The 20,576-nt window shown below is 64.8% G+C and carries 20 protein-coding genes; 15 read left to right on the top strand and 5 right to left on the bottom strand.

Going from position 1 to position 20,576, the window contains the following annotated elements; translation table 11 throughout:
* Positions 1–148: 148 nt before the first annotated feature.
* From AM2010_RS00345 to AM2010_RS13615, 5 genes are all read left to right on the top strand, one after another.
* On the top strand, positions 149–976 hold the full coding sequence (locus tag AM2010_RS00345) for a phasin family protein (RefSeq protein WP_047807546.1): 828 nt from the start codon (positions 149–151) through the stop codon (positions 974–976).
* 210 nt (positions 977–1,186) lie between these two features.
* A complete protein-coding gene (gene clpS / locus AM2010_RS00340; protein WP_082132744.1) occupies positions 1,187–1,582 on the top strand; it encodes an ATP-dependent Clp protease adapter ClpS in 396 nt (131 codons plus the stop codon).
* 75 nt (positions 1,583–1,657) lie between these two features.
* Positions 1,658–2,911: an LptF/LptG family permease gene (locus tag AM2010_RS00335; protein WP_201784059.1), complete on the top strand. Its 1,254-nt coding sequence runs from the start codon at positions 1,658–1,660 to the stop codon at positions 2,909–2,911.
* A 9-nt stretch (positions 2,912–2,920) separates the two neighbouring features.
* On the top strand, positions 2,921–4,018 hold the full coding sequence (gene lptG / locus AM2010_RS00330) for an LPS export ABC transporter permease LptG (protein ID WP_047805393.1): 1,098 nt from the start codon (positions 2,921–2,923) through the stop codon (positions 4,016–4,018).
* Between the two features lie 68 nt (positions 4,019–4,086).
* Positions 4,087–4,374, top strand: coding sequence for a hypothetical protein (locus tag AM2010_RS13615; protein ID WP_053043812.1), 288 nt, complete (start codon positions 4,087–4,089; stop codon positions 4,372–4,374).
* A 92-nt stretch (positions 4,375–4,466) separates the two neighbouring features.
* On the opposite strand, the gene AM2010_RS00325 is transcribed toward AM2010_RS13615, so the two are convergent.
* Positions 4,467–5,567, bottom strand: coding sequence for a fatty acid desaturase family protein (locus tag AM2010_RS00325; protein WP_047807543.1), 1,101 nt, complete (start codon positions 5,565–5,567; stop codon positions 4,467–4,469).
* Positions 5,568–5,726: 159 nt separating this feature from the next.
* Here AM2010_RS00325 and AM2010_RS00320 point away from each other — a divergent pair, with 159 nt between their 5' ends.
* The 3 genes from AM2010_RS00320 (at position 5,727) to AM2010_RS00310 (ending at position 8,603) form a co-directional block, all read left to right on the top strand.
* Positions 5,727–6,884, top strand: a complete 1,158-nt coding sequence (locus tag AM2010_RS00320) for a hypothetical protein (protein ID WP_047805392.1) — start codon at positions 5,727–5,729, stop codon at positions 6,882–6,884.
* 139 nt (positions 6,885–7,023) lie between these two features.
* Entirely contained in the window at positions 7,024–7,455 is a 432-nt protein-coding gene (locus tag AM2010_RS00315) for a response regulator (RefSeq protein ID WP_047805391.1), read from the top strand.
* A gap of 353 nt (positions 7,456–7,808) precedes the next feature.
* Positions 7,809–8,603 (top strand): response regulator, encoded by a 795-nt coding sequence (locus AM2010_RS00310; protein ID WP_047805390.1) that lies wholly within the window; start codon positions 7,809–7,811, stop codon positions 8,601–8,603.
* A gap of 41 nt (positions 8,604–8,644) precedes the next feature.
* Here AM2010_RS00310 and AM2010_RS14445 read toward each other — a convergent pair whose 3' ends face one another.
* Positions 8,645–10,312, bottom strand: a complete 1,668-nt coding sequence (locus AM2010_RS14445; RefSeq protein WP_269084054.1) for a CHASE domain-containing protein — start codon at positions 10,310–10,312, stop codon at positions 8,645–8,647.
* 255 nt (positions 10,313–10,567) lie between these two features.
* Between AM2010_RS14445 and AM2010_RS14100 the strand changes: the two genes are divergently transcribed.
* The 3 genes from AM2010_RS14100 to AM2010_RS00295 all read left to right on the top strand — a co-directional run bounded on the left by AM2010_RS14100 (position 10,568) and on the right by AM2010_RS00295 (position 12,597).
* Positions 10,568–10,744: a NepR family anti-sigma factor gene (locus AM2010_RS14100; RefSeq protein ID WP_156178703.1), complete on the top strand. Its 177-nt coding sequence runs from the start codon at positions 10,568–10,570 to the stop codon at positions 10,742–10,744.
* Complete coding sequence (locus AM2010_RS00300; RefSeq protein ID WP_047805388.1) at positions 10,744–11,355, top strand: sigma-70 family RNA polymerase sigma factor; 612 nt, start codon at positions 10,744–10,746, stop codon at positions 11,353–11,355. Before AM2010_RS14100 ends, AM2010_RS00300 begins: the two co-directional genes overlap by 1 nt.
* 66 nt (positions 11,356–11,421) lie before the next feature.
* Positions 11,422–12,597, top strand: a complete 1,176-nt coding sequence (locus AM2010_RS00295) for an AI-2E family transporter (RefSeq protein WP_047805387.1) — start codon at positions 11,422–11,424, stop codon at positions 12,595–12,597.
* A gap of 73 nt (positions 12,598–12,670) precedes the next feature.
* On the opposite strand, the gene AM2010_RS00290 is transcribed toward AM2010_RS00295, so the two are convergent.
* A complete protein-coding gene (locus AM2010_RS00290) occupies positions 12,671–13,282 on the bottom strand; it encodes a superoxide dismutase (RefSeq protein WP_047805386.1) in 612 nt (203 codons plus the stop codon).
* An 81-nt stretch (positions 13,283–13,363) separates the two neighbouring features.
* Positions 13,364–14,623, bottom strand: coding sequence for a dicarboxylate/amino acid:cation symporter (locus tag AM2010_RS00285; RefSeq protein ID WP_047805385.1), 1,260 nt, complete (start codon positions 14,621–14,623; stop codon positions 13,364–13,366).
* Positions 14,624–14,703: 80 nt separating this feature from the next.
* Here AM2010_RS00285 and glmM point away from each other — a divergent pair, with 80 nt between their 5' ends.
* The 3 genes from glmM to thiD are packed head-to-tail and all read left to right on the top strand — an operon-like array spanning position 14,704 to position 17,104.
* Positions 14,704–16,041: a phosphoglucosamine mutase gene (gene glmM / locus AM2010_RS00280; RefSeq protein ID WP_047805384.1), complete on the top strand. Its 1,338-nt coding sequence runs from the start codon at positions 14,704–14,706 to the stop codon at positions 16,039–16,041.
* A 23-nt stretch (positions 16,042–16,064) separates the two neighbouring features.
* A complete protein-coding gene (locus tag AM2010_RS00275; protein ID WP_047805383.1) occupies positions 16,065–16,289 on the top strand; it encodes a DUF1272 domain-containing protein in 225 nt (74 codons plus the stop codon).
* Positions 16,286–17,104 carry a bifunctional hydroxymethylpyrimidine kinase/phosphomethylpyrimidine kinase gene (gene thiD, locus AM2010_RS00270; RefSeq protein ID WP_047805382.1) on the top strand — a complete coding sequence of 273 codons (819 nt, stop codon included), beginning with the start codon at positions 16,286–16,288 and terminating at the stop codon, positions 17,102–17,104. Before AM2010_RS00275 ends, thiD begins: the two co-directional genes overlap by 4 nt.
* On the opposite strand, the gene AM2010_RS00265 is transcribed toward thiD, so the two are convergent.
* The gene (locus tag AM2010_RS00265) at positions 17,059–17,994 is read right to left on the bottom strand and encodes an LOG family protein (RefSeq protein ID WP_047807542.1); all 936 of its coding nucleotides are present in this window, start codon (positions 17,992–17,994) and stop codon (positions 17,059–17,061) included. The genes thiD and AM2010_RS00265 overlap by 46 nt on opposite strands.
* Before the next feature lie 225 nt (positions 17,995–18,219).
* On the opposite strand from AM2010_RS00265, the gene AM2010_RS00260 reads away from it, so the two are divergent.
* The gene (locus AM2010_RS00260) at positions 18,220–20,565 is read left to right on the top strand and encodes a TonB-dependent hemoglobin/transferrin/lactoferrin family receptor (RefSeq protein WP_338047405.1); all 2,346 of its coding nucleotides are present in this window, start codon (positions 18,220–18,222) and stop codon (positions 20,563–20,565) included.
* Positions 20,566–20,576 lie beyond the last annotated feature (11 nt).

The raw sequence follows: 20,576 nt of genomic DNA, 5'->3' as shown, positions 1-20,576 counted from the left end.
GCCCGCCGCGCCCCTCGCCGCGTAGTTTGCGCCTTATGCTGCACTGCACAAAATTTACTTGACTTTCGACCTGGCTCACCTAATTTGTGCACTGCAACATAACCGACGCATAGGCCGGGCATAATACCCGCAGGCAAGGATGATCGTGATGGCAACGCAGAATGAAGCCAAGAACGACGCAGCGGCTGAGAAGGCATACGCCGAAGCCGTGACCCGCCAGGGCAATGCGAAGACGGATGATGCGGCACCCGCAACGACGGGCCCCTCCACCGCCGAGGCCGCAGCACCCGCCAATACCGAGACCATTACTGCCATGAAGACCGAAGCCGATAAGACTGAAGCCGCGACCCCGTCGAAAAAGGCGCCGGCCGGCAAATCTGCGAAGCCGAAAGCTTCGACCGTGAAGAAAGCCGCCGCGCGCAAGACCGTGGCGAAGAAAACTGCCGTGAAGAAACCCACCGCGAAGAAAGCCGCCGTTCGCAAGCAGGCGGCACCGAAAATCGCGGCCCGCACCCATTCGAAGGAAACCAATATGTCCAAGACCCAGACCAGCACCGATTACGCCGCGCAGATGAAGGAAGGCCTGGCCGAGCTTCAGACCCGCGCACAGACCGCTTACGAGAAGAGCACCGAATACGCCGTCGAGGCGCGCGAATTCTCGAAGGGCAATCTCGAAGCGATGGTCGAATCGGGCAAGATCTTTGCCGCCGGCCTTCAGGATCTGACCAAAGTTGCAGTCGAAGACGGCAAGTCCGCGGTCGAAACGATGACTTCGGATGCGAAGGAATTCGCCGCCGTGAAGTCGCCGACCGATTTCGTCCAGCTCCAGGGCCAGATCGCCAGCCGCAACTTCGACGCCACCGTCGCGCAGTTTTCGAAAGCGACCGAAGCCTGGGTCAAGCTCGCCGGTGATGTCGCCGCGCCGCTTTCCAGCCGCGTCAGCATGGCGATGGAAAAGGTCCGCACCGCGGCCTGATCGCCTGCCGCACCCCCGCCCGCGCCGAGTGCTCGGGACAGGGGCGGCACGATGAATACGGCACGGGCCGGTCAGCCATCGCGCTGCCCGGCCCGTTTCGCTTTGCGGTGGCGAGGGCAGGCGTTAAGCGCCTTGCAACCGCCAGATACGATAGATGCCTGGCCACCCACCACTTGCGAATGCCGAATGCGATACGATATTCACTGTCTCATGCCGATCGACCGATATCCCCCGCAGACGACATCCCTGCGCCCGCTGTGCGCGGGCGATGGCGATTCGCCGGGCGATGGAACGGATGGGGATGAGGGCGAAGGCCAGGTCGGCATCGCCACCCGCACCCGGACCCGACCGCAGAAGCCGAGCCAGTACAAGGTTCTGATGCTGAACGACGATTACACCCCGATGGAATTTGTCGTCATGTGTCTCAAGCGGTTTTTCCGCATGGACATGGAACAGGCCACACGGGTCATGCTCCACGTTCACCAGCGCGGGGTCGGTGTATGCGGGATTTTCCCCTACGAAGTGGCGGAAACGAAAGTGAACCAGGTGATGGACTTCGCCCGCCAGAACGAACATCCGCTGCAGTGCACGCTGGAAAAGGCCTGAACGATCGGGCGGTTCGCCGGCATCGCTCGGCCCGCGCCGTTGGGGCATGACCGGGCGCACATTTCGCGCTAGGGCATGGACGAACCCTTTCGAGCCGGACCTTTGCTGAAATCGATCCCCTCCCTCGACCGTTACATCTTCCGGCTGGTAATGCTGCCGATGCTGGGCGTCTTCGCGATCGCTGCGTCGCTGCTGCTGCTCGACAAGATGCTACGCCTGTTCGATTTCGTCGCGGTCGAAGGCGGGCCGGTGGGTGTGGTGTTCAAGATGCTGGGCGCGCTGATCCCCGAATACGCCAGCCTGGCGATTCCGCTCGGCCTTCTGCTCGGCATTCTCCTCGCCTTCCGCAAGCTGGCGACTTCCAGCGAGCTTGACGTGATGCGCGCCGTTGGCCTCGGCTATGGCCGCCTGCTGCGTGTGCCCTATATCATCACTGCGGTGCTGATGGCGGTGAACGTCGCGCTCGTCTTCTACGTCCAACCGGTCAGCCGCTATTACTACGAGCAGCTCGAATACGAACTGCGCTCTGGCGCGCTCGGCGCCTCGATCAAGGTGGGTGAATTCACCACGCTGGCCGACCGGATGGCGCTGCGGATCGAAGCGAGCGAGGATGAGGGGCGCCGATTGCAGGGCATCTTCGCGCGGGTCGCGGACGAGAAAGGGCAGGTCCTTTCGATCTCTGCCGAAGAGGGCGCTTTTCTCGCCACCAGCGACAGCCCCGATACGATCATCCTGCGGCTGACCGATGGCACGATCGTGCAGGACACCGGCAACCAGACGCCGCGCGTCCTCAGCTTCACACGGCACGACCTGCCGATCGACCTGCCGCAGATCGACGCCTTCCGCGCGCGCGGCGATGCGGAACGCGAATATATCCTGCCCGAATTGCTCAAGATCGGATGGAGCGACACGACCACCCAGGCCAAGCGCGATGCCAGCCAGGCCAGCTTCAACTTCCGAATGGTGGAGGTGGTGATGATGGCGCTCATGCCGCTGCTGGCGGTCGCGCTGGCAATCCCGCCCAAGCGATCGACCAGCGCACTTGGGGTATTCATATCGATCGTAATGGTCGTCGCCTATCACAAGGTGAACCAGTATGGGGAGGATATCGCCGCGCTCGGCCGGTTCGATCCGGTGCTGGCGCTATGGGTCCCCTTTGCCGCCTTCGCCGTGCTGATCGTGTGGATGTATCACAAGGTCGCCTATGTCCCCGGCGGCCAGCCGATCGGCGCGCTGGAAACCGCCTTCGCCAAACTGGCGGAGCGGCTGCGCAAGCTGTTCGGCCGTCGGCGCCCGCCGCGTCCCGGCGAAATGGCCCCGGCAGAATAAGGCCCGGCAATGCAGCTCGATTTCTTCCCCTCGCGCACGCTGACGCTGTATCTGGCGAAGCTGTTCATCGTGCGGATCGTGGCCATGCTGGCGGTGCTGGTGCTTGTCCTGATGATGCTCGACCTGCTGAGCACCAGCGGCGAGATTCTGGCAGCCCCCGGCAATGGCCAGGGCGAACTGTGGACTTACGTCACCTTGCGCGTGCCGCAGATCGCCGCGCGCTTCCTGCCCTATTCCGTCCTGCTGGCGACAATCATCGCACTGGTCACTCTGAATCAGAACAGCGAGGTGATCGCGATGAAGGCCGCCGGGCTTTCCGCACATCAGGTGCTGGCCCCGCTGTTGCTGACCGCCGCGGGTGTTTCGGCAGTCAGCTTCGCTTTCAACGAAGTGGTCGTCACCCGCGCCACCGCGACGCTGAAGGCGTGGGAAGCGAACGATTTCGGGGCCGTGCCCGAAGATTCGGGTGTGCGCGCCAACGTCTATTTCACCGACGGGAACGACGTGCTCACCGCCGCTTCGCTGTGGGGCGAAGGCGGCGATATCCGCATGCGCGGGGTGACCTGGTATCGGCGCGGACAGGGCAGCGCATTGATCGAACAGGCACGGGCGCAGACGGCCAGCTATGCCGCGCCCGGCTGGAGGCTGGAGCAGGTGGAACGCTTCGACGTTGCCACAGCGGACACGACCCAGCTCGACAATCTGGTCGTCGCCGAGGGATTGACCCCGGCGCAGATAGAGCTGGAAAGCGTCGTTGCCGATACGCTGGGCGTGGTGCCGCTCTATCGCTCGATCGCCGCTTACGAGGAAAGCGGGCGTCAGACCGACGAGTTGCGGGCCAAGTGGTGGCACAAGTTTTCCGGGCCGCTTTCGGCCTTCCTGATGCCGCTGCTCGGCGCGATCGCCGCCTTTGGCCTCGCCCGATCGGGCCAGCTGTTCCTGCGCGCGATCATCGCGATGGCGCTGGGCTTCGCCTATTTCGTGATCGACAATGCCGCGCTGGCAATGGGCAGCTTCGGCGGATATCCGCCCTTGCTCGCGGCCTGGGCACCGTTCTTCCTGTTTCTGCTGGTCGGCGAAACCGTCCTGATCCGCACGGAGGAATAGCGCGCGGACTGGAACTTGCGCGCCGCCAGCGAGTCTTTCGCCCAGGCAGCAATTCCAGGAGAATCGCCATGAAGACGCTCGCCCTGCCCGCTCTCGCCGCGACTGCACTGTCGCTCGGTGCCTGTAGCGAGGCCAATGCACCGACGCCGACCGACGCCGAAACCGAAACGATGGTGGAAGAAACCGTCGTTCCCGTCACCGAGGAAACCACCATCGTCACAGAGCGGCAAGCCCGCGAAGGCGGCGATACGGTGACCCTGGACGAGAACGGTGTGGAAGCCGACATCGGCGATGGCGACACCCGCGTTCGCGCGGACGTGGACGGCGATCCATCGCTGACGGTCGAAACCGACTGATCGCACCAGAACCCGATGACCGGCAAGGCAAGGGCCGCCTCTCCAGCCGGAGGGGCGGCCCTGATGTCGCTATCCGCTAGCGACGCCTGGCGTCAGGCTTCGCTTCTGCCCCGGCCCATCGTGCTGCGCGCGATGCGCAGGACCAGCGGAACCATGCCCGGATGGTTCGCAGCGCTATAGGTCGATTCCCCTCCCAGATGGGCCGCAATCCGGCGGTGCGCCTCGCCCAGCGAGTGATAGGGCATGCTCGGCAACAGGTGATGCAGCGCGTGATAGCGCAGGCCGACCGGTGCCCATATCTCCGCCACCCAGCCCGGCGGTGGGACATTGACCGAATCGAGGAACTGCGCAGTCACCGTCATCGGCTCGCCATCGTTCTCCCACAAATGCGCGACCAGCGTGCGCAACTGGTTGAGCACTGCGGTGAGCGAGAGCACCGCGAGCGCGATCAGCAGCGGTCGCCAGCCGATCGCAAACGTGCTGCCGATCAGCGCGATCGCCCACAAGCTGCCCCCCAGTTCCTGCCAGAACACCCGCTTGCGCAGTTCCCCCTCAGGCGGGCGGCGGCGGAAATCGGGGTTGATCGACAGGGCGGAGAACCGCTCCCACACCAGCTTGCGCACCGGCGGCAGAATTGCACCCAGCGGAACCAGCACGGCAAAGCGGAACAGCAGCGCCGGCGGCGCCAGCAGGGCCACGGCCACGAACAGCGGCAGGCTCCACGGCTTCATCAGCGCCAACGGAAGATATTCGGGGTCTTCCACCGTGCCGTAACGGGTGCGGGCATGATGAAGCGTATGAACCCCTTCGTACATGAACGACGGGGTCAGCACCGGAACGCCGACCAGCACGTTCCACGCCAGGCGATATCCGGGCAGTGCGTCCCGGTGAATATGCGACAGCTCATGGATGAACAGCAGCGCGCGATAGAGCGCGAGCGCGGCAACCAGGCCAAGCGCGATGGCAAGCGGAACGCTGTCCACCAGGATCGCGCCCGCCAGTGCGGCATAGCCCAATCCAGCCGACAGCAGCGTGTCGGTCCAGTAGATCGCCGGTCGCGCAGTGGCGATATCCTTGGTCAGATCGCGCGCCGCGCGCAGCATCGCCTTGTCGTCCGCAATCGCGACCCTGGCACGCGGAGCGGCCGGCGGCGCGGAGGCGGCGGCAGGGTCGATGGTCTGTTGCACGTTCATGGTCATGGTTCCCGGGAGAATGCGCCTACAGCAAATTGACCGCCGACGGAACAATCGGTTCAACACCGGGCGGTTCATCATCGGACGCGGCGTATCGCTGTCGCTTGACAAGGCGCGACAAGCACCGACAGGGCTAACCCAAGCTGAACAGGATAGCCCGTGACAGACACCGAAGTAGTGATCGACGCCGTTGACGGCAAGGCAGGGCGCACCGCCTTCGTCGACCTTGGCCGCCGCTTTTCCGCCGAAACGCCCAACGCCGTGCCGCAGTTGCGCGGTGAACAGATGGAATTGCTCGATCCGGCGAAGAACCCGCTGTTCGACCATGCCAGGGTGCAATTGTTCATCGCCCGGCGCGGGGGCAAGGCAGTGGGCCGTATCGCCGCCTGCATCGACCGCCTGATGCTGGAGATGCCGCCGGAACAGGGCTTTGGCCCCGGCACCGGGATTTTCGGCTATTTCGATGCCGTCGACGAAAGCGTCGCGAAGGCTCTGCTCGCCGCTACCGAAAGTTGGTTGCGCGAACAGGGCATGACCCGCGTACTCGGGCCGATCTCGCTTTCGATGTGGGAAGAGCCGGGGCTTCTCGTCGCCGGGCACGATCAGCCGCCCACCGTGCTGATGGGGCATGATCCGGCACAGTATCGCGCCTATATCGAAAACGCCGGGTACGAAGTCGCCAAGCGACTGTATACCTATGCGCTCGACGTGTCGGAGGATTTCCCGCCACTGGTGCGCCGGATTGTCAAATCGGGGCAGCGCAACCCGCGGATCAATATCCGCCCGGTGGACCATGCGAACTATACCCAGGACGTGCGCACCGTGCTGCATATCCTCAACGATGCCTGGTCAAAGAACTGGGGCTTCGTCCCCTTCACCGAGCGCGAGATCGCTTATGGCGCGAAGAAGCTGCGCCCGCTGATCCGCGAGGAGCTGACCCGGATTGCGGAACTGGACGGCAAGCCGGTCGCATTCATGCTGGCCCTGCCCGATGTCAACGAGCCGCTGGCCCGGATCGGCGGGAAGCTGTTTCCCTTCGGCTGGATCACGATGTTGCGCTGGCTGCGCAGGCCGCGTTCGCGCGTGGCGCGCGTGCCGCTGATGGGCGTGCTGAAGGAATTTCACAATTCCCGCCTCGCCAGCCAGCTCGCCTGCATGATGATCAGCGCAATCCGCGAGGATACGACGAAGGCGAACGGCACGCAGCGGGGGGAGATCGGCTGGATCCTGGAGGATAACCAGGGGATGGTCGCCATCGCCGATGCGATCGAGAGCGAGATCAACCGCGAATACGCGATCTATCGCAAGCCTCTCTAACCCGCCCCCTGCAATCCGGCGGCAAAACTGTTGCCCGCGCGCCACCCGCCGGGCGGAACCGACGCGCGCCGGGAACTGGCACGCCGCACCCGCCGTTTTCGCATCAGGCGTAATCGCGCCGGCGTCGGTTGAAGTGAGCATGAGCAGAACACCCCGGAATAACGCAGCACAGCACGCACTCGGCCACGTGCTCGTGGTGGAGGATGACGTTATTCTGTCGCTCGCGATAGAGGCTGAACTGCTCGACGCTGGTGCGCGCCAGGTCGAGATTTGCCACACCACCGATGCCGCGCTCGCGGCGCTGCGACGCACCCGGCCCGATGTGATCGTGCTGGACGTGCATCTCGCCGACCGCGATGATGGCTGGGCCATTGCCGAACTGGTCAGCAGCGTCGGGCCGCAGCCACCACAGATCATCTTCTCGACTGGCGCGCCGGAACGTATTCCACCTCAGGTGGCCGAACTCGGCGCCATTCTGGAAAAGCCTTATGATCCGCGCGATCTGGTGCGCGCGATCCGCACCCCGGCGCGGCGCGGACTGCTGGCTCGGCTGCGGAAAGCGGCCGGCTGAGCCGCCATCAGGCAAGGCGGTCACAGCCTCCGCATTGCCTGCCCCCCTTCCACCCAAGAAAAAGGGGCGCGCAAGAAAAAAGGCCTCCGCTCGGTTGGAGCGGAGGCCTTTCGGGATCGTATCACCTGCCGCTTGGACGGGAGGGGGGTCTCGGCGGTGACATTGGGATAATGTTTGGCGGAAATGCTGGTTCCCAGCCCATGCAAAATTTTTTTAGCACCCGTTTGGCCTGAGGGCGGCGCCCCCTTCAAACGCTTGCGCGACAGGTACTTGTCGTTCACCAAGCGCAGCCTTTGGAACCAACTTTACACGCGTGCGTTCTAGCGACGCCTCACTTCTAGGGAAGGGAATTCATGCCGCTTGGAGAACAGGTTGCCAACAATCTGCCGTACCTTCGTCGTTACGCCCGCGCGTTGACCGGATCACAGTCGACCGGCGACGCATTCGTGCGCCAAACACTCGAAGCCGCGCTGGCCGACGATGCGCTCAAGGCCTCGCTCGGCGAAGGTCGCGTGCCGCTATATCGTGCATTCAACAAAGTCTGGTCCAGCGCCTATCTGGAAACGGCCGGAGACGGGCCCGAAGCTGGCGCGCACGAAAGTGCGGCGCACGACCGGCTAAGCGCCATTACCCCGCTCAATCGCCAGGCTCTGCTGCTGACGACGCTGGAAGATTTCAGCATCGACCAGACGGCCGAGATCATGGATATCGACAGCGGATCGGTGGAGAAGCTGGTTCAGGAAGCGGTGGAGGAAATCGACCGCGAATCGAGCACCAGCGTGCTGATCATCGAGGATGAACCCCTGATCTCGATGCAGCTCGAAGATCTCGTCACGTCGCTCGGCCATGAGATCTGCGGCACCGCTGCAACGCGCACGCAGGCGCAGGAAGTGGTCGCAGAACGCACGCCGGGCCTCGTGCTGGCCGACATCCAGCTTGCCGACGGGTCTTCCGGTCTGGACGCAGTGGACGACATTCTCGCGCTCGGCAGCGTGCCGGTGATCTTCATCACCGCCTACCCCGAACGCCTGCTGACCGGCGACCGGCCGGAACCGACGTATCTGGTCACCAAGCCGTTCAAGGAAGCGACAGTGCGCACGGCGATCAGCCAGGCGCTGTTCTTCAATTCCAGCCAACCGCTGAGCTGACCGGCCACAAATTCGACGAGTAAGGGAAAGGCCGCGTGCTTCTAGCGCGCGGCCTCTTCTCTGCGCCGCGCCGCGCGAATGGCAAATTCGCTGGGCCGGCGGACTGGGACACGCAGGGTGCAGCGAACCCCTTCGGGTGGGAATTCCAGTTCCACCTTCTCGTTCAGTTCGTGGGCGACGATCTTTTCGATCAGGTCGAGGCCGAAGCCGCGCCATTCCGGGCGGCCGGACAGGCGCGGCCCGCCGGTTTCGACCCATTCCATCCGCACCACGTTCGTGCCTTCCAGCTCCCAGGTGACCGCAACGCGCCCTTCCGGCACGCTCAGCGCGCCATACTTCGACGCATTCGTCGCCAGCTCGTGAATGGCCAGCCCCAGTGTCAGGGCATCACCGGGCGCGAGCTCGACGTCAGGGCCCTCGACCGTAAAGTCCGCCCCTGAATCGTGCGCGTGCGGCGCCATCTCGGCCGCGATCACTTCGCGCACAGGGGTCGTACCCCATTCCGATTGCGTCAGCAGGTCGTGCGTCGCGGAAATTGCCCGGATGCGTCCATCCAGCCCATCGGCAAATTCGTCCAGCGATTCCGACCGGCGTCGGGTCAGCGCGACGATCGAAAGGATGTTGGCCAGCGTGTTCTTGACCCGGTGGTTCAGCTCGCGCGTGAGCGAATTGCGGATCGAATCCTGTTCTTCGAGCCAATCGAGCTTCAGCTGGTCCTCTCGCGTTTGCTGGGTCACCAGGCGGGCGACGACCAGAAGAAGGCTGGCCACAAGCAACCCGAACAGCAGCGTGACCATCGATAATGCGGAAAGCGAATAGGATGCAGGCGATGCCACTTCGATCACCATCGGCCGGTTGGCGATCATGATCCGTTGCTGGACCGAATTGCCCGCGCCCGATGCCGGCGCGATCTGGGCCAGCAGACGATCGGGCGTTGCTTCCCCGTCGTAGAGCTTGACCCCCCGCTCGCCGGCGTCGGCCAGGTCCAGGGCCGATGCGAGGAACGTCTCCGCATTGAACGGGCTATAGATAAATCCCCGCACCCGGCGGCCGGCCTCGCCGCGGAAAACCGGCATATAGACGATGAAGCCAGGCGCTCGATCCGCGTCGCGATAGGCGAGCTGGACCTTGCCGCTCGCGGTCGGCTGCGCAGTCGTTTCGGCTTCCTCCATCGCGGCCCGGCGCGCGGGGTCGGAGAACATGTCGTACCCCAGCATCTGGCGATTGCGATCGCTTTCAGGCCGCAGGAACGTGACCGGGACGACCCGGCCTGTCATCGTGGTCGGTCGCGGCCATATCCGAACCGGATTGGTCGCAGCCGCCGCTTCCACTGGCGCCTGCCCCTCGACCGCCGAAGCATCGGGTTCGGCGGAATCACCGGGATCGTTGGCGCCGGCGCGGAACTGGTCGAGTTCGTAAGGGCGCAGGCTCTGCGCCCAGCCAATGCCCTCGGTTCCGCGATAGTCGAAATCGAGCTGGAGTTCGGCCACGAAACGATCGAACAGCGCTTCGTCGACGCGATCGACAGCCGAAAACATGGCCGCTCCCGCCCGGAGATAGGCGGCATTGGCGCTGGAACGCCGCTCCAGCGCGGAAGCGACTGCGCGTGCGCGATCACTCAGCCCGGCGGCTTCGCGCTGCGCCTCACCCCGCTCGATCGCGAAAACGCTGAGCGCGGTGATCGCGGCGATCAGCAGGAAGATGGTCACCGGCGCAGCACGCGGATATTCTACCAGCCATCGGCGACTTCTCCCCCGTCGAGACGCTTGAACTGGCATCAGGCTGCGCCGCACTCCACCGAACTATTCAACACACTGGCGGGCACCCCGCTTAGTTTCGGGAACCAAGCAGTCGTGCCTTCGTTCCCTCGCGGAGAGCACAAGTAGGAAAACTGGAAAAATCCCCGCGGGGGTTCTAGGGCCCCGCCGGGGTTTTACGTATTTTTCGAAGGATTGCGAGAGTACATGCATACTGACGGGGATCGGCGTACGGGGGAAACCGGAAAAGGCGATGCGAAGGCCGCCAATCGCGACAATCCAGGCTGGGCAGACGGCCTGCGCCAACTCTATGATTCGGTTGTCGAGGAACCGCTTCCCGACAGCTTCAAGGAGCTTCTCTCGAAGCTGGACGACAAATCCTGATGACTCGCCCTGAACGGACGGCTTCCGAAAAGGCCGATTTCAAGCGAGAGCTGACCGAAGTGGTGCCGCACCTGCGCGCGTTCGCACGTGGGCTGTGCGGCCGGCCGGACATGGCCGATGATCTGGTGCAGGAAGCCTTGCTGAAGGCATGGGCCGCGCAGGAACGGTTCGAACCAGGAACCAGCATGCGCGCCTGGACTTTCGTGATTCTGCGCAATGCTTACCTCACCGATATGCGGCGCAACCGGTTCCGCGGCGAGTACGACGAGAATGTTGCCGAACGCCTGCTGACCCAGCCCGCCGGTCAGGAAGAGCCGATCCATCTGTCGGACATGCACCGCGCCCTGCTGACCCTGCCGCCCGAACGGCGCGAGGCTTTGCTGCTGGTTGGCGCGGGCGGCTTCTCCTACGAAGAAGCGGCGACGATCTGCGGTTGCGCCGTCGGCACGATCAAGAGCCGCGTGGGCCGCGCCCGCGCTTCGCTCAACGCCATGCTCCAGGATGGTTCGATCCCGCGCCGTGCGATCGGGGATGATGCCGCGCACCGCGCGATCCTGGAAGAACTCGACGATGTCGCGGCCGGTCGCGGCGAGTCTTCGCCGATCCGCTAACCGCTTGCTAGCGTCCGCACTGCGCGGCTATGCCGACGCATCGCGCAGACAGGACCCGACATCCGCATGACCGACAGGCCATCTGCCCCCCGCGCCCCCACCGAAGGACGCGCCACGCGGCGAACGACCCGCGCTGCCTTTGCCGAGCAGGAACTGCGCCTGATTTCCGCGCTCGTCCTGCTGATCGGTCTGGGCCTGTTCCTCGCGCTGCCCTTCGTCCTCTCGATCGGCTCGGTCGTCTTCCTGCCGCTGGTGACCGCGCTGGTCCTCACCATCATTCTTTCCCCGCTGGCGGACAAGCTGGCCGGCTGGGGCTTGCCCAACGTCCTTGCCTCTCTCGTCGCTCTCGGCGCGTTTTTCGGCGTGCTGATGCTGGCGCTGGCCCTTATCCTCCAACCCGCGATCGCGCTGTTCGACAGCCTCCCGGCAATGGCCGATCAGGTCGCGCACCGTTTTGGCGAACTGCGCGACGAATTCGCCTGGGTTGCAATGGCGAACGAACGCCTGGCCGACCTGATGGGCCGTTCGAGCGCGCGAGAGGTCGTGCTGGCCAGCCCGTCGGTGATCGAACAGCTCGCCTTCGCCACGCCCAGCGTCGTTCTGGAAGTGCTGCTGACCTTCCTGATGACATTCTTCATGATCGAAGCGCGTGTGCGCCTGCGCCGCCACCTGCTGTTCGATCGCGCCAGCTTCGGCACCAGCATCAAGGCTGCGCGGGTCCTTCGTGAGGTGCAGGATCGGGTGGCCGCCTATATCCTGACCGTTTCGTGCATCAATGCGGGGATCGGGGTGATCGTCGCGCTCGGCGCCTGGGCGCTGGGGGTGGAAGCGCCGGTGATGTGGGGCGGCCTCGCCGCGCTGCTTAATTTCCTGCCCTATATCGGGCCGCTGGCGATGACCGCGCTGCTCGCGCTGTTCGGGATCGGGACCGGCGATACCGTCCTGCTCGGGATCATTCCGGCGGCGGCCTATCTCGCGCTGCACACGGTCGAATCGAATATCGTCACCCCGTCGATCCTGGGCGCGCGCTTCACCATGAACCCGGTGATGATCCTCATCGCCCTCAGCTATTTCTCGTGGATCTGGGGCGTGTTCGGCGCGCTTCTGTCGGTGCCGATCCTGCTGATGCTCACCGCGTTCTTCGACCACGTGGGCCGGCCCAACCTGGTCGGGTTCATTTTCGGCGAGCCGCTGTTCGCGACCAATCTGATGGAACTGGGCCAGGAAGAAGAACCGACCTGATCCGCGAAAGAAAAAAGCCCGCCGCGCACGAATGCGCAGGCGGGCTTTCCCTGTCTTGCAATCCGGCGAAGGATCAGCCGGGGTATTTCCAGGTTTCGCCGCGCGCCAGGTTCTCCGAAGCAAATCCCCAGTTCAGCTTACCCTTGATCACCTGATCGAGGTATTCGGGGCGCTTGTTCTGGTGATCGAGGTAATAGGCGTGTTCCCACACGTCGATCGTCAGCAGCGGGTTGAAATCCTGATCCGCCAGCGTGTCGCCGTCGTGCGTTTCCTCGATCGAGAGCTTGCCGCCCTTTTCCGCCAGCCAGACCCAGCCGCTGGCGAAGTGGCCGGCGCCGCGTTCGGCCAGCTTGGCCTTGAGATCGTCCAGCGAACCGAAGGCGTCGTCGATCAGCGAAGCCAGCTCGTCCGAAGGCGATCCACCTTCCGGTGCCATCGAATGCCAGTAGAACCCGTGGTTCCAGCTCTGCGCAGCATTGTTGAACAGGCCCTGGTTGCTGCCGCGCGCCGCGGCAACGACATCTTCCAGCGATTTGTCGGCAAGGTCGGTGCCGTCGATCGCGGCATTGGTCTTGTCGATATAGGCCTGGTGGTGCTTGCCGTGGTGATAGCTCAGCGTTTCGGCCGAAACGGCGGGCGCGAGCGCGTCGCTGGCATATGGCAGGTCGATCAGTTTGAAGGCCATGGATTGGTTCCCCTAAGGTCCAGTGTTGAAAAATCTCGGGCTTGCCCGACCAACGCGCGGGCGGGCCATGAGTTGCATGTTCTAGACGGATTCCTCTTCCGGGCGATCTGTCGCCGCCGCTACTGCCACATCCAGAGTGACATTGGCGAGGGTCCGCATGATGTCGGGCAGCATTTCCACCGCGACCAGCAGCGCCAGCGGTTCGATCGGCACGCCCATGGCCAGCGCGATCGGCCCGATGGAAATCACGAAGCTGATCGATCCGGGCAGGCTGACGGAACCGACCGAAATGACCAGCGCCACCGCAATCCCCGCCCCGAGCGTCGCCGGCGTCAGTTCTACCCCGGCCAGCGTGGCGACATATATCGCCACCGCCAGGTTCATCGCCGGACTGGTCGCGCGGAAGATCGCCACCGCGAGGGGCAGGACGAAGTCGGCCGTGCTCTCGCGCACGCCCAGCCGCCGGGCGACTGCCAGCATGGCGGGCAGGCTGGCGAGCGAGCTCTGGGTCGAAACCGCCACCGCCTGTGCCGGGATCATCGCCTTGGCAAAGCGCAGCGGCGCAATTCCGCCGCCGAACCAGGCCAGCGCATAACCGGCCAGCAGCACGATCGCCCCCATTGCGGACACGACCAGAATGTAATGCACCAGGGTCGCGAAGGCACCCCCGCCCGCGCGCGAGGCAACCCCCAGCGCAAGCGCGAAAACGCCGAGCGGCGCGATCCACAGAACCCAGCCGATGATCGTCAGCATCGCATTGGCCAGCGCACGAAACACGTTCAGCAGCGTATCGCGTTGATTGCCCGGCAGGCGCGCCACGGCGACCGCGAACAGCGCGAAGAAGATCGTCAGCGGCAGCATTGTCGTTTCCGCCGCCGCAGCGATCACATTGGGGGCGATCAGCGAAGTGACGAAGTCGGCCAGCCCGGGCACCTGCTGCGGCGTGATAGATCCGGTTTCCAGCAGGGTCCCGGCCGAAGGCGGGATCGGGAACATGCTCAGCAGCAGGGGCATGAACAGCGCCGCCGTAATGCCGGAAAACAGCAGAACCGCGAATACCCAACCAAGCATCCGCCGCGCCGCGCGCCCAGCCCGCGCGGCCTGAACCATTTGCGCGATGCCGATCACCAGCAGTGCGGAAACGAGCGGGATGATCGTCATCTGCAAGGCGCGCAGCCATAGTGCGCCTGCCGGCTCGGTCACCGCCAGAACCGGGTCCAGCGCCTCTGTCCCCGCCAGGGCCAGGCCGGCGAACAGGCCGGCGACAAGCCCGCCAAACGTCCACCAGACCGGCAGCCGGATCGCCAGAAGTTCGTCAGAGTCTGCCTTTTCGACGGCCATCCGTTCGCGGGTCCCCTTTCCTTTGCGGCCTAACCGCGCCAGAAGCGCGTGGCAAATTGCTCTGGAGATAGAATTCGAACATGGCACGCAAGTTTTTCGGTACCGACGGAATTCGCGGGCGCACGAACGACGGCGTGATGACGGCGGCGACGGCGATGCGTGTGGGCCAGGCGGCAGGGCGCCATTTCCTGCGCGGCGACCATCGTCATCGCGTGGTGATCGGCAAGGATACCCGCCTTTCGGGCTATATGATGGAAAGCGCCCTGGTCGCCGGCTTCACCAGCGTCGGGATGGACGTGATCATGACCGGGCCGCTGCCGACCCCGGCGATTGCCCTGCTAACCCGCGAAATGCGGGCCGATCTGGGGGTGATGATTTCGGCCAGCCACAATCCGTTCGAAGATAACGGGATCAAGCTGTTCGGCCCCGACGGGTTCAAGCTTTCGGATGAAGACGAACTGGCGATCGAGGCGCTGCTGGAAAGCGAGCCGCCGCTGGTCGCCGCCCCGCTGATCGGTCGTGCCCGGCGGATCGAGGATGCACGCGGCCGCTATATCCATGCGGTCAAGCAATCGGTGTCGAACGAAATCCGGTTTGACGATCTGAAGGTCGTGGTCGATTGCGCACACGGCGCGGCTTACCAGGTCACGCCATCGGCCATCTGGGAACTGGGCGCCGATGTGGTCACCCTGGGCGTCGAACCCGATGGGACCAATATCAACGATGGCGTCGGCTCAACCTCGCTGGAGGCGGTGCGCGCCGCCGTGGTGCGGGAGAATGCCGATATCGGGATCGCGCTGGACGGCGATGCCGACCGCCTGATCGTGATCGACGAACGGGGCCGCACGGTCGACGGCGATCAGATCATGGCGCTGATCGCGACCCGTCTTGCCCACCGGCAGGCGCTGCGCGGGGGCGGCGTCGTTGCCACCGTCATGTCCAACCTGGGGCTGGAACGGTGCCTGGCCGATCAGGACCTGACGCTCGAACGCACCAAAGTCGGTGATCGCCACGTGCTCGAACGGATGCGGCAGGGCGGCTTCAACGTGGGCGGCGAGCAGTCGGGCCATATGATCCTGCTCGATCATGGCACTACGGGCGACGGCACGGTGGCGGCGCTTCAGGTGCTTGCCAGCCTCGTGCGGTCCGGCAAGCCGGCCAGCGAGTTGCTGCACCAGTTCGAACCCGTTCCCCAACTGCTGAAGAACGTGCGTTATTCGGGTGGCACCCCGCTCGATGCCGCAAGTGTGAAGGCCTGCATCGCCGATGCGGAGGCCGAGCTTGCCGGCAAGGGTCGCCTCGTCATCCGCCCGTCGGGCACGGAACCGGTGATCCGGGTCATGGCCGAAGGCGACGATGCGGCCCAGGTCGAACAGGTCGTGGACAGGATCTGCGCCGCGGTGCAGGACGCGGCCTGACGGCCGGGAAAGCGCAGAACGCCATGCTCGAAATGCGTCCCGATTGCGAACGGTGCGGTGCGGATCTTCCCGCCGAAGCGCCCGGCGCGTTCATCTGCAGCTTCGAATGCACGTTCTGCGCGGCCTGTGCGGAAACGCTGGATGATCGCTGCCCGAACTGCGGCGGCGAACTGATGGATCGCCCGACCCGGGCGAAGGCGCTGCACGCCAAAAATCCGCCGGGCACAGAACGCAGGTTCCGCCAGTGAAGGCCCCTCCCCGCATACTCACCATCGCAGGCTCCGACAGCTCCGGGGGCGCCGGGATTCAGGCCGACATCAAGACCGCGACGATGCTGGGCGGATACGCCATGAGCGCAATCACCGCGATCACGGCGCAGAACACCACCGGCGTGCAGGCCGTCGAAACGCTATCGCCCGAACTGGTCGTGGCCCAGGCGAAAGCCTGTCTGGACGACATCGGCGCGGATGCGATCAAGATCGGGATGCTCGGCTCCCCCGAGACGGCCAACGCAATTGCCGAGGTGCTGACCGGGTTCGAAGGGCACGTGGTGTTCGACCCGGTAATGGTCGCCACCAGCGGTGCGGTGCTGGCCGATGCCGCGACGATCGAAGCCTTCGCCGCGCTGATGCGCCGTGCGACGCTGGCCACCCCCAACCTGCCCGAACTGGCCGCGCTGACCGGAATGGCCTGCACCACGCCGGACGAGATTGCCGCGGCGGCTCACCGGCTGGCTCAGGATCACAGTTGCGCGGTTCTGGCCAAGGGCGGGCACGACACGGGCGACCGCGTTATCGACCGGCTGATCTATACGAGTGGCGATTTCGCCTCGTTCGAAGACGCCCGGATCAACACGCGCCATACCCACGGCACCGGCTGCACCCTGTCATCCGCGATCGCGACGCTGCTCGGCCACGGTCAGCCGCTCGATCACGCAGTGCGGCTCGGCCGGCGCTTCGTGATCGAGGCATTGCGCAAGGCCCCCGGCTTCGGCGCGGGACACGGCCCGCTCGGCCATCAGGCGGTGCGGGGGGACCCTTCTTCGGACGGATCCGCCTCGTAACCATCGATCTGGTAGAAGCGGGCGATCTTCTCCCACGCTTCGTCCGCCGTCTCGCACCAGCGGAACAGTTCCAGATCCTTATGGCCAATAGTCCCTTCGTCGGCCAGAGCCTCGAAATCGATCACGCGGTTCCAGAAATCCTTGCCGAACAGCAGGATCGGCATCGGCTTCATCTTGCCCGTCTGGATCAGCGTCAGCAGTTCGAAGAACTCGTCAAACGTGCCGAAACCGCCGGGGAACACCGCCACGGCCTTGGCACGCAGCAGGAAATGCATCTTGCGCAGCGCGAAGTAGTGGAACTGGAATGACAGGTAAGGCGTCACGTAGGGGTTCGGCGCCTGCTCGTGCGGCAGGACGATGTTGAGCCCAACCGATTCCGCCCCCGCATCGCTGGCCCCCTTGTTCGCCGCTTCCATGATCGACGGCCCGCCTCCCGAACAGATGACGAACTGGCGCTTGCCGCTTTCGATGATCGACTTTTCGCTGACCATCTTCGCCAGCTTGTAGGCTTCGCCGTAGTATTTCGCCTTCTTGGCGAGGTTTTCGACCACGCGCCGTTCGCCGTCCGGCAGATCCTTCGCACCGGCCAGCGCTTCGTCCACCGCTTCGGGCGGAGGGATGCGGGCGGAACCGTACATCACCAGGGTGGAACCGACGCCGGCCTCGTCCAGCAGCATTTCCGGCTTCAGCAGTTCGAGCTGGAAGCGCACCGGGCGCAGCTCGTCGCGAAGCAGGAAGTCGGTGTCGCGGAACGCCAGCTTGTAGGCCGGGTGGCGCGTCTGCGGGGTCTGGGGCATCGCCGCGTCGGAAAACGCGGCTTCCTCGTCAGCGGGATAGAACTTGCGATCGGCGAGATCGCGTTCGCCCCGGGCTTCGTGTTCGTCGTTCATCGCCAGCGCCATAAAGTGCCCGCCGCAAAGCGGCAATGCCTGCGATGGATCCAGCACGCGCAGAATGTCCCCCTATCCGGCGGGCATGGCCGGTCATCGGGAAATATGCCCGCCATTTCCGCACATTATGAAATTCATCCGCCACGGCCCACCGAACGCGGTTGACGTCGCGCTGATATTGATTCTACTGCGAGTCATTATCAGTATCAACAACAGGGCGATTGTATGACTTATCGGGTGGGCGGCGCGCGGCGCAGCATCGGGGAACGACGCGGAGCTGCGCGCCGGGCGCTGCGGACGTCGGCAGGACTGGCAGCGATGGTGCTGGCTGCGGGCAGCGTTCCGGCCCTGGCGGAAGACGCCGCCTCCAGCGCCGCGGCCAACGATGCCGCCGCCGAACTGCCGGGCGATCGCCATATCGTGGTTTCGGCGACGCGCACGCCGGTCGCGATCGACGAGGCACCGGCGACGGTCACCGTCATCACCGCCGAGGATATCGCCGATACCATAACCACCGATATTCGCGATCTGGTCCGCTACGAGCCCGGCGTCACGGTTCGGCGGGCCCCTGCCCGCTTCGGCGCCGCGCTGGGCGCGACCGGACGCGCGCGGAACGAGGATTTCGCGATCCGCGGGATCGGCGGCAACCGCGTCTTGATCCAGGTGGACGGCATTCGCACACCGCAGGGATTCGCCTTCGGGGCGCAGGATTCGGGCCGTGGCGGCTATACCGACGTGTCGCTGGTCAAATCGGTCGAAATCCTGCGCGGCCCCGCCTCCGCGCTTTACGGCAGCGACGGTCTGGCCGGGGCGGTCAGCTTCACCACCAGCGACCCGGTGGACCTGATCGAGACGGGTAAATCATTCGGCGGGTTCGTCCGCGCATCTTATTCGAGCGAGGACGAGGAGTTCGCCGAAACCGCGGCGATTGCCGGCAGGACCGGGGATGTTTCCGCTCTGCTCGCCTATACCCGGCGCGATTTCAGCGAGTTGGACAATGCCGGCGTCATCGGCGGCATTGGCGAAGCACGCACCCGGCCAAACCCGCAGGACGGCGAATCCAACGCCCTGCTCGGCAAGCTCGTGTGGGAACGCGGCGCGCATCGCCTGCGCCTGACCGGCGAATATCTGGAAACCGAAGTTTTCAGCGACATCCTTTCAGGGCAGGGCCCCGCCTTCCTGTTCGGCCCCGCGCCGAGCTGGATCGTCGATGATCTGACCGCGCGCGACGAAAGCGAGCGCACCCGCATTTCGATCGACTGGACGTATGCCGCCGATGGCACGATCGATTACGCCCATGTCGCCGCCTATTTCCAGGACGGCAAGGATGTGCAGTTCACCGACGAAGACCGGTCGCCCACCGGCGCAACCCCGCGCCCCGATCGCGAACGGCTGAACACCTTCGAAAACCGCGTTTACGGCGCCGCGGCGGAAGCGCGCAGCACATTCGGCACCGGCCCGCTGTCGCACACGCTCGCCTTCGGCGGCGACATCAGCGTGACCCGGCAGGAGGGGCTGCGCGACGGGACCGAGCCGCCCGCGGGCGAAGTCTTCCCCACCCGCGCCTTCCCGGTGACGGATTTCCTGCTGGGCGGCGTGTTCCTGGCCGACGAGATCGCGCTGTTCGATGGCGCACTGACGGTCTTCCCCGCGCTACGGTTCGACTTCTACGATCTCGACCCGACCGACGACCCGCTGCTGCCCGATTTCGCCGGCGCGGCGCAGAGCGACAGCCGCCTTTCGCCCAAGCTGGGCGTGACCGCGCGGCTGGCGGACGATGTGCTGCTGTTCGCCAATTATGCGCAGGGGTTCCGCGCGCCCACGCCGAGCCAGGTCAACAACTACTTCGGCAATCTCGCCTACGGCTATATCTCCGCCCCCAATCCCGAGCTGGGGCCGGAACGAAGCGAGAGCTGGGAAGGCGGCATTCGCTTGACCGGGGACCACGCCTCGCTTTCGGTCACTGCATTCCATGCCGATTACGACGATTTCATCAGCCAGCAGGTCGTGAGCGGCTCGTTCACGCCAGCCGATCCGGCGATCTACCAGTTCGTAAATTACCACCGGGTCGAAATCGAGGGGATCGAAGCGCGGGCAAGCTACAGGGCGGACAATGGCCTCTACGGCCGTTTCGCGATTGCCTATGCCGATGGCGACATTCTGTTGCCCGACGAAGAACCCCGCCCGCTCGATACGATCGACCCACTGAACCTGGTGATCGGCCTCGGCTATCGCGAGCCTGCCGGGCGGTTCGGGGCGGAACTGATCGCATCGCACCACGCGCGCAAGGAACGCAGCGAGACCGACGGTGTCTGCACCAATGGTTGTTATCGCCCCGGCGCGTTCACCGTCCTCGACGCCACGGCCTTCGTCGCGCTGACCAATGCGCTGAAGCTGCGCGCCGGCGTGTTCAACCTGCTGGACGAGAAACACACGTACTGGAGCGACGTGCGCGGATTGTCGCTGGTGCAATCGGACAACGATCCTTCGACCTTCGTCCCGCCGGCGAACGTCGATGCCTACACGCGGCCCGGCCGCAACGCGAGCGTGTCGCTCAGCTATCGCTTCTAGAACCAAGGGGG

Source organism: Pelagerythrobacter marensis, assembly GCF_001028625.1.
In the GTDB taxonomy this organism is placed as follows: domain Bacteria; phylum Pseudomonadota; class Alphaproteobacteria; order Sphingomonadales; family Sphingomonadaceae; genus Pelagerythrobacter; species Pelagerythrobacter marensis.
The sequence above is the reverse complement of the archived record's forward strand: the minus strand, read 5'-3'. Positions and strand labels throughout refer to the sequence as shown.

What these genes read in the sequence shown, in the direction of transcription:
- AM2010_RS00275 (WP_047805383.1), top strand. Translation starts at nt 16,065, where the DNA reads ATGCTCGAAATGCGTCCCGATTGCGAACGGTGCGGTGCGGATCTTCCC.
- AM2010_RS00345 (WP_047807546.1), top strand. Translation starts at nt 149, where the DNA reads ATGGCAACGCAGAATGAAGCCAAGAACGACGCAGCGGCTGAGAAGGCA.
- AM2010_RS00285 (WP_047805385.1), bottom strand. Translation starts at nt 14,623, where the DNA reads ATGGCCGTCGAAAAGGCAGACTCTGACGAACTTCTGGCGATCCGGCTG.
- AM2010_RS00260 (WP_338047405.1), top strand. Translation starts at nt 18,220, where the DNA reads ATGACTTATCGGGTGGGCGGCGCGCGGCGCAGCATCGGGGAACGACGC.
- AM2010_RS00315 (WP_047805391.1), top strand. Translation starts at nt 7,024, where the DNA reads ATGAGCAGAACACCCCGGAATAACGCAGCACAGCACGCACTCGGCCAC.
- AM2010_RS00265 (WP_047807542.1), bottom strand. Translation starts at nt 17,994, where the DNA reads ATGAACGACGAACACGAAGCCCGGGGCGAACGCGATCTCGCCGATCGC.
- AM2010_RS00335 (WP_201784059.1), top strand. Translation starts at nt 1,658, where the DNA reads ATGGACGAACCCTTTCGAGCCGGACCTTTGCTGAAATCGATCCCCTCC.
- AM2010_RS00295 (WP_047805387.1), top strand. Translation starts at nt 11,422, where the DNA reads ATGACCGACAGGCCATCTGCCCCCCGCGCCCCCACCGAAGGACGCGCC.
- AM2010_RS13615 (WP_053043812.1), top strand. Translation starts at nt 4,087, where the DNA reads ATGAAGACGCTCGCCCTGCCCGCTCTCGCCGCGACTGCACTGTCGCTC.
- glmM (WP_047805384.1), top strand. Translation starts at nt 14,704, where the DNA reads ATGGCACGCAAGTTTTTCGGTACCGACGGAATTCGCGGGCGCACGAAC.
- clpS (WP_082132744.1), top strand. Translation starts at nt 1,187, where the DNA reads ATGCCGATCGACCGATATCCCCCGCAGACGACATCCCTGCGCCCGCTG.
- AM2010_RS00300 (WP_047805388.1), top strand. Translation starts at nt 10,744, where the DNA reads ATGACTCGCCCTGAACGGACGGCTTCCGAAAAGGCCGATTTCAAGCGA.
- AM2010_RS14100 (WP_156178703.1), top strand. Translation starts at nt 10,568, where the DNA reads ATGCATACTGACGGGGATCGGCGTACGGGGGAAACCGGAAAAGGCGAT.
- AM2010_RS00325 (WP_047807543.1), bottom strand. Translation starts at nt 5,567, where the DNA reads ATGAACGTGCAACAGACCATCGACCCTGCCGCCGCCTCCGCGCCGCCG.
- AM2010_RS00310 (WP_047805390.1), top strand. Translation starts at nt 7,809, where the DNA reads ATGCCGCTTGGAGAACAGGTTGCCAACAATCTGCCGTACCTTCGTCGT.
- AM2010_RS00290 (WP_047805386.1), bottom strand. Translation starts at nt 13,282, where the DNA reads ATGGCCTTCAAACTGATCGACCTGCCATATGCCAGCGACGCGCTCGCG.
- lptG (WP_047805393.1), top strand. Translation starts at nt 2,921, where the DNA reads ATGCAGCTCGATTTCTTCCCCTCGCGCACGCTGACGCTGTATCTGGCG.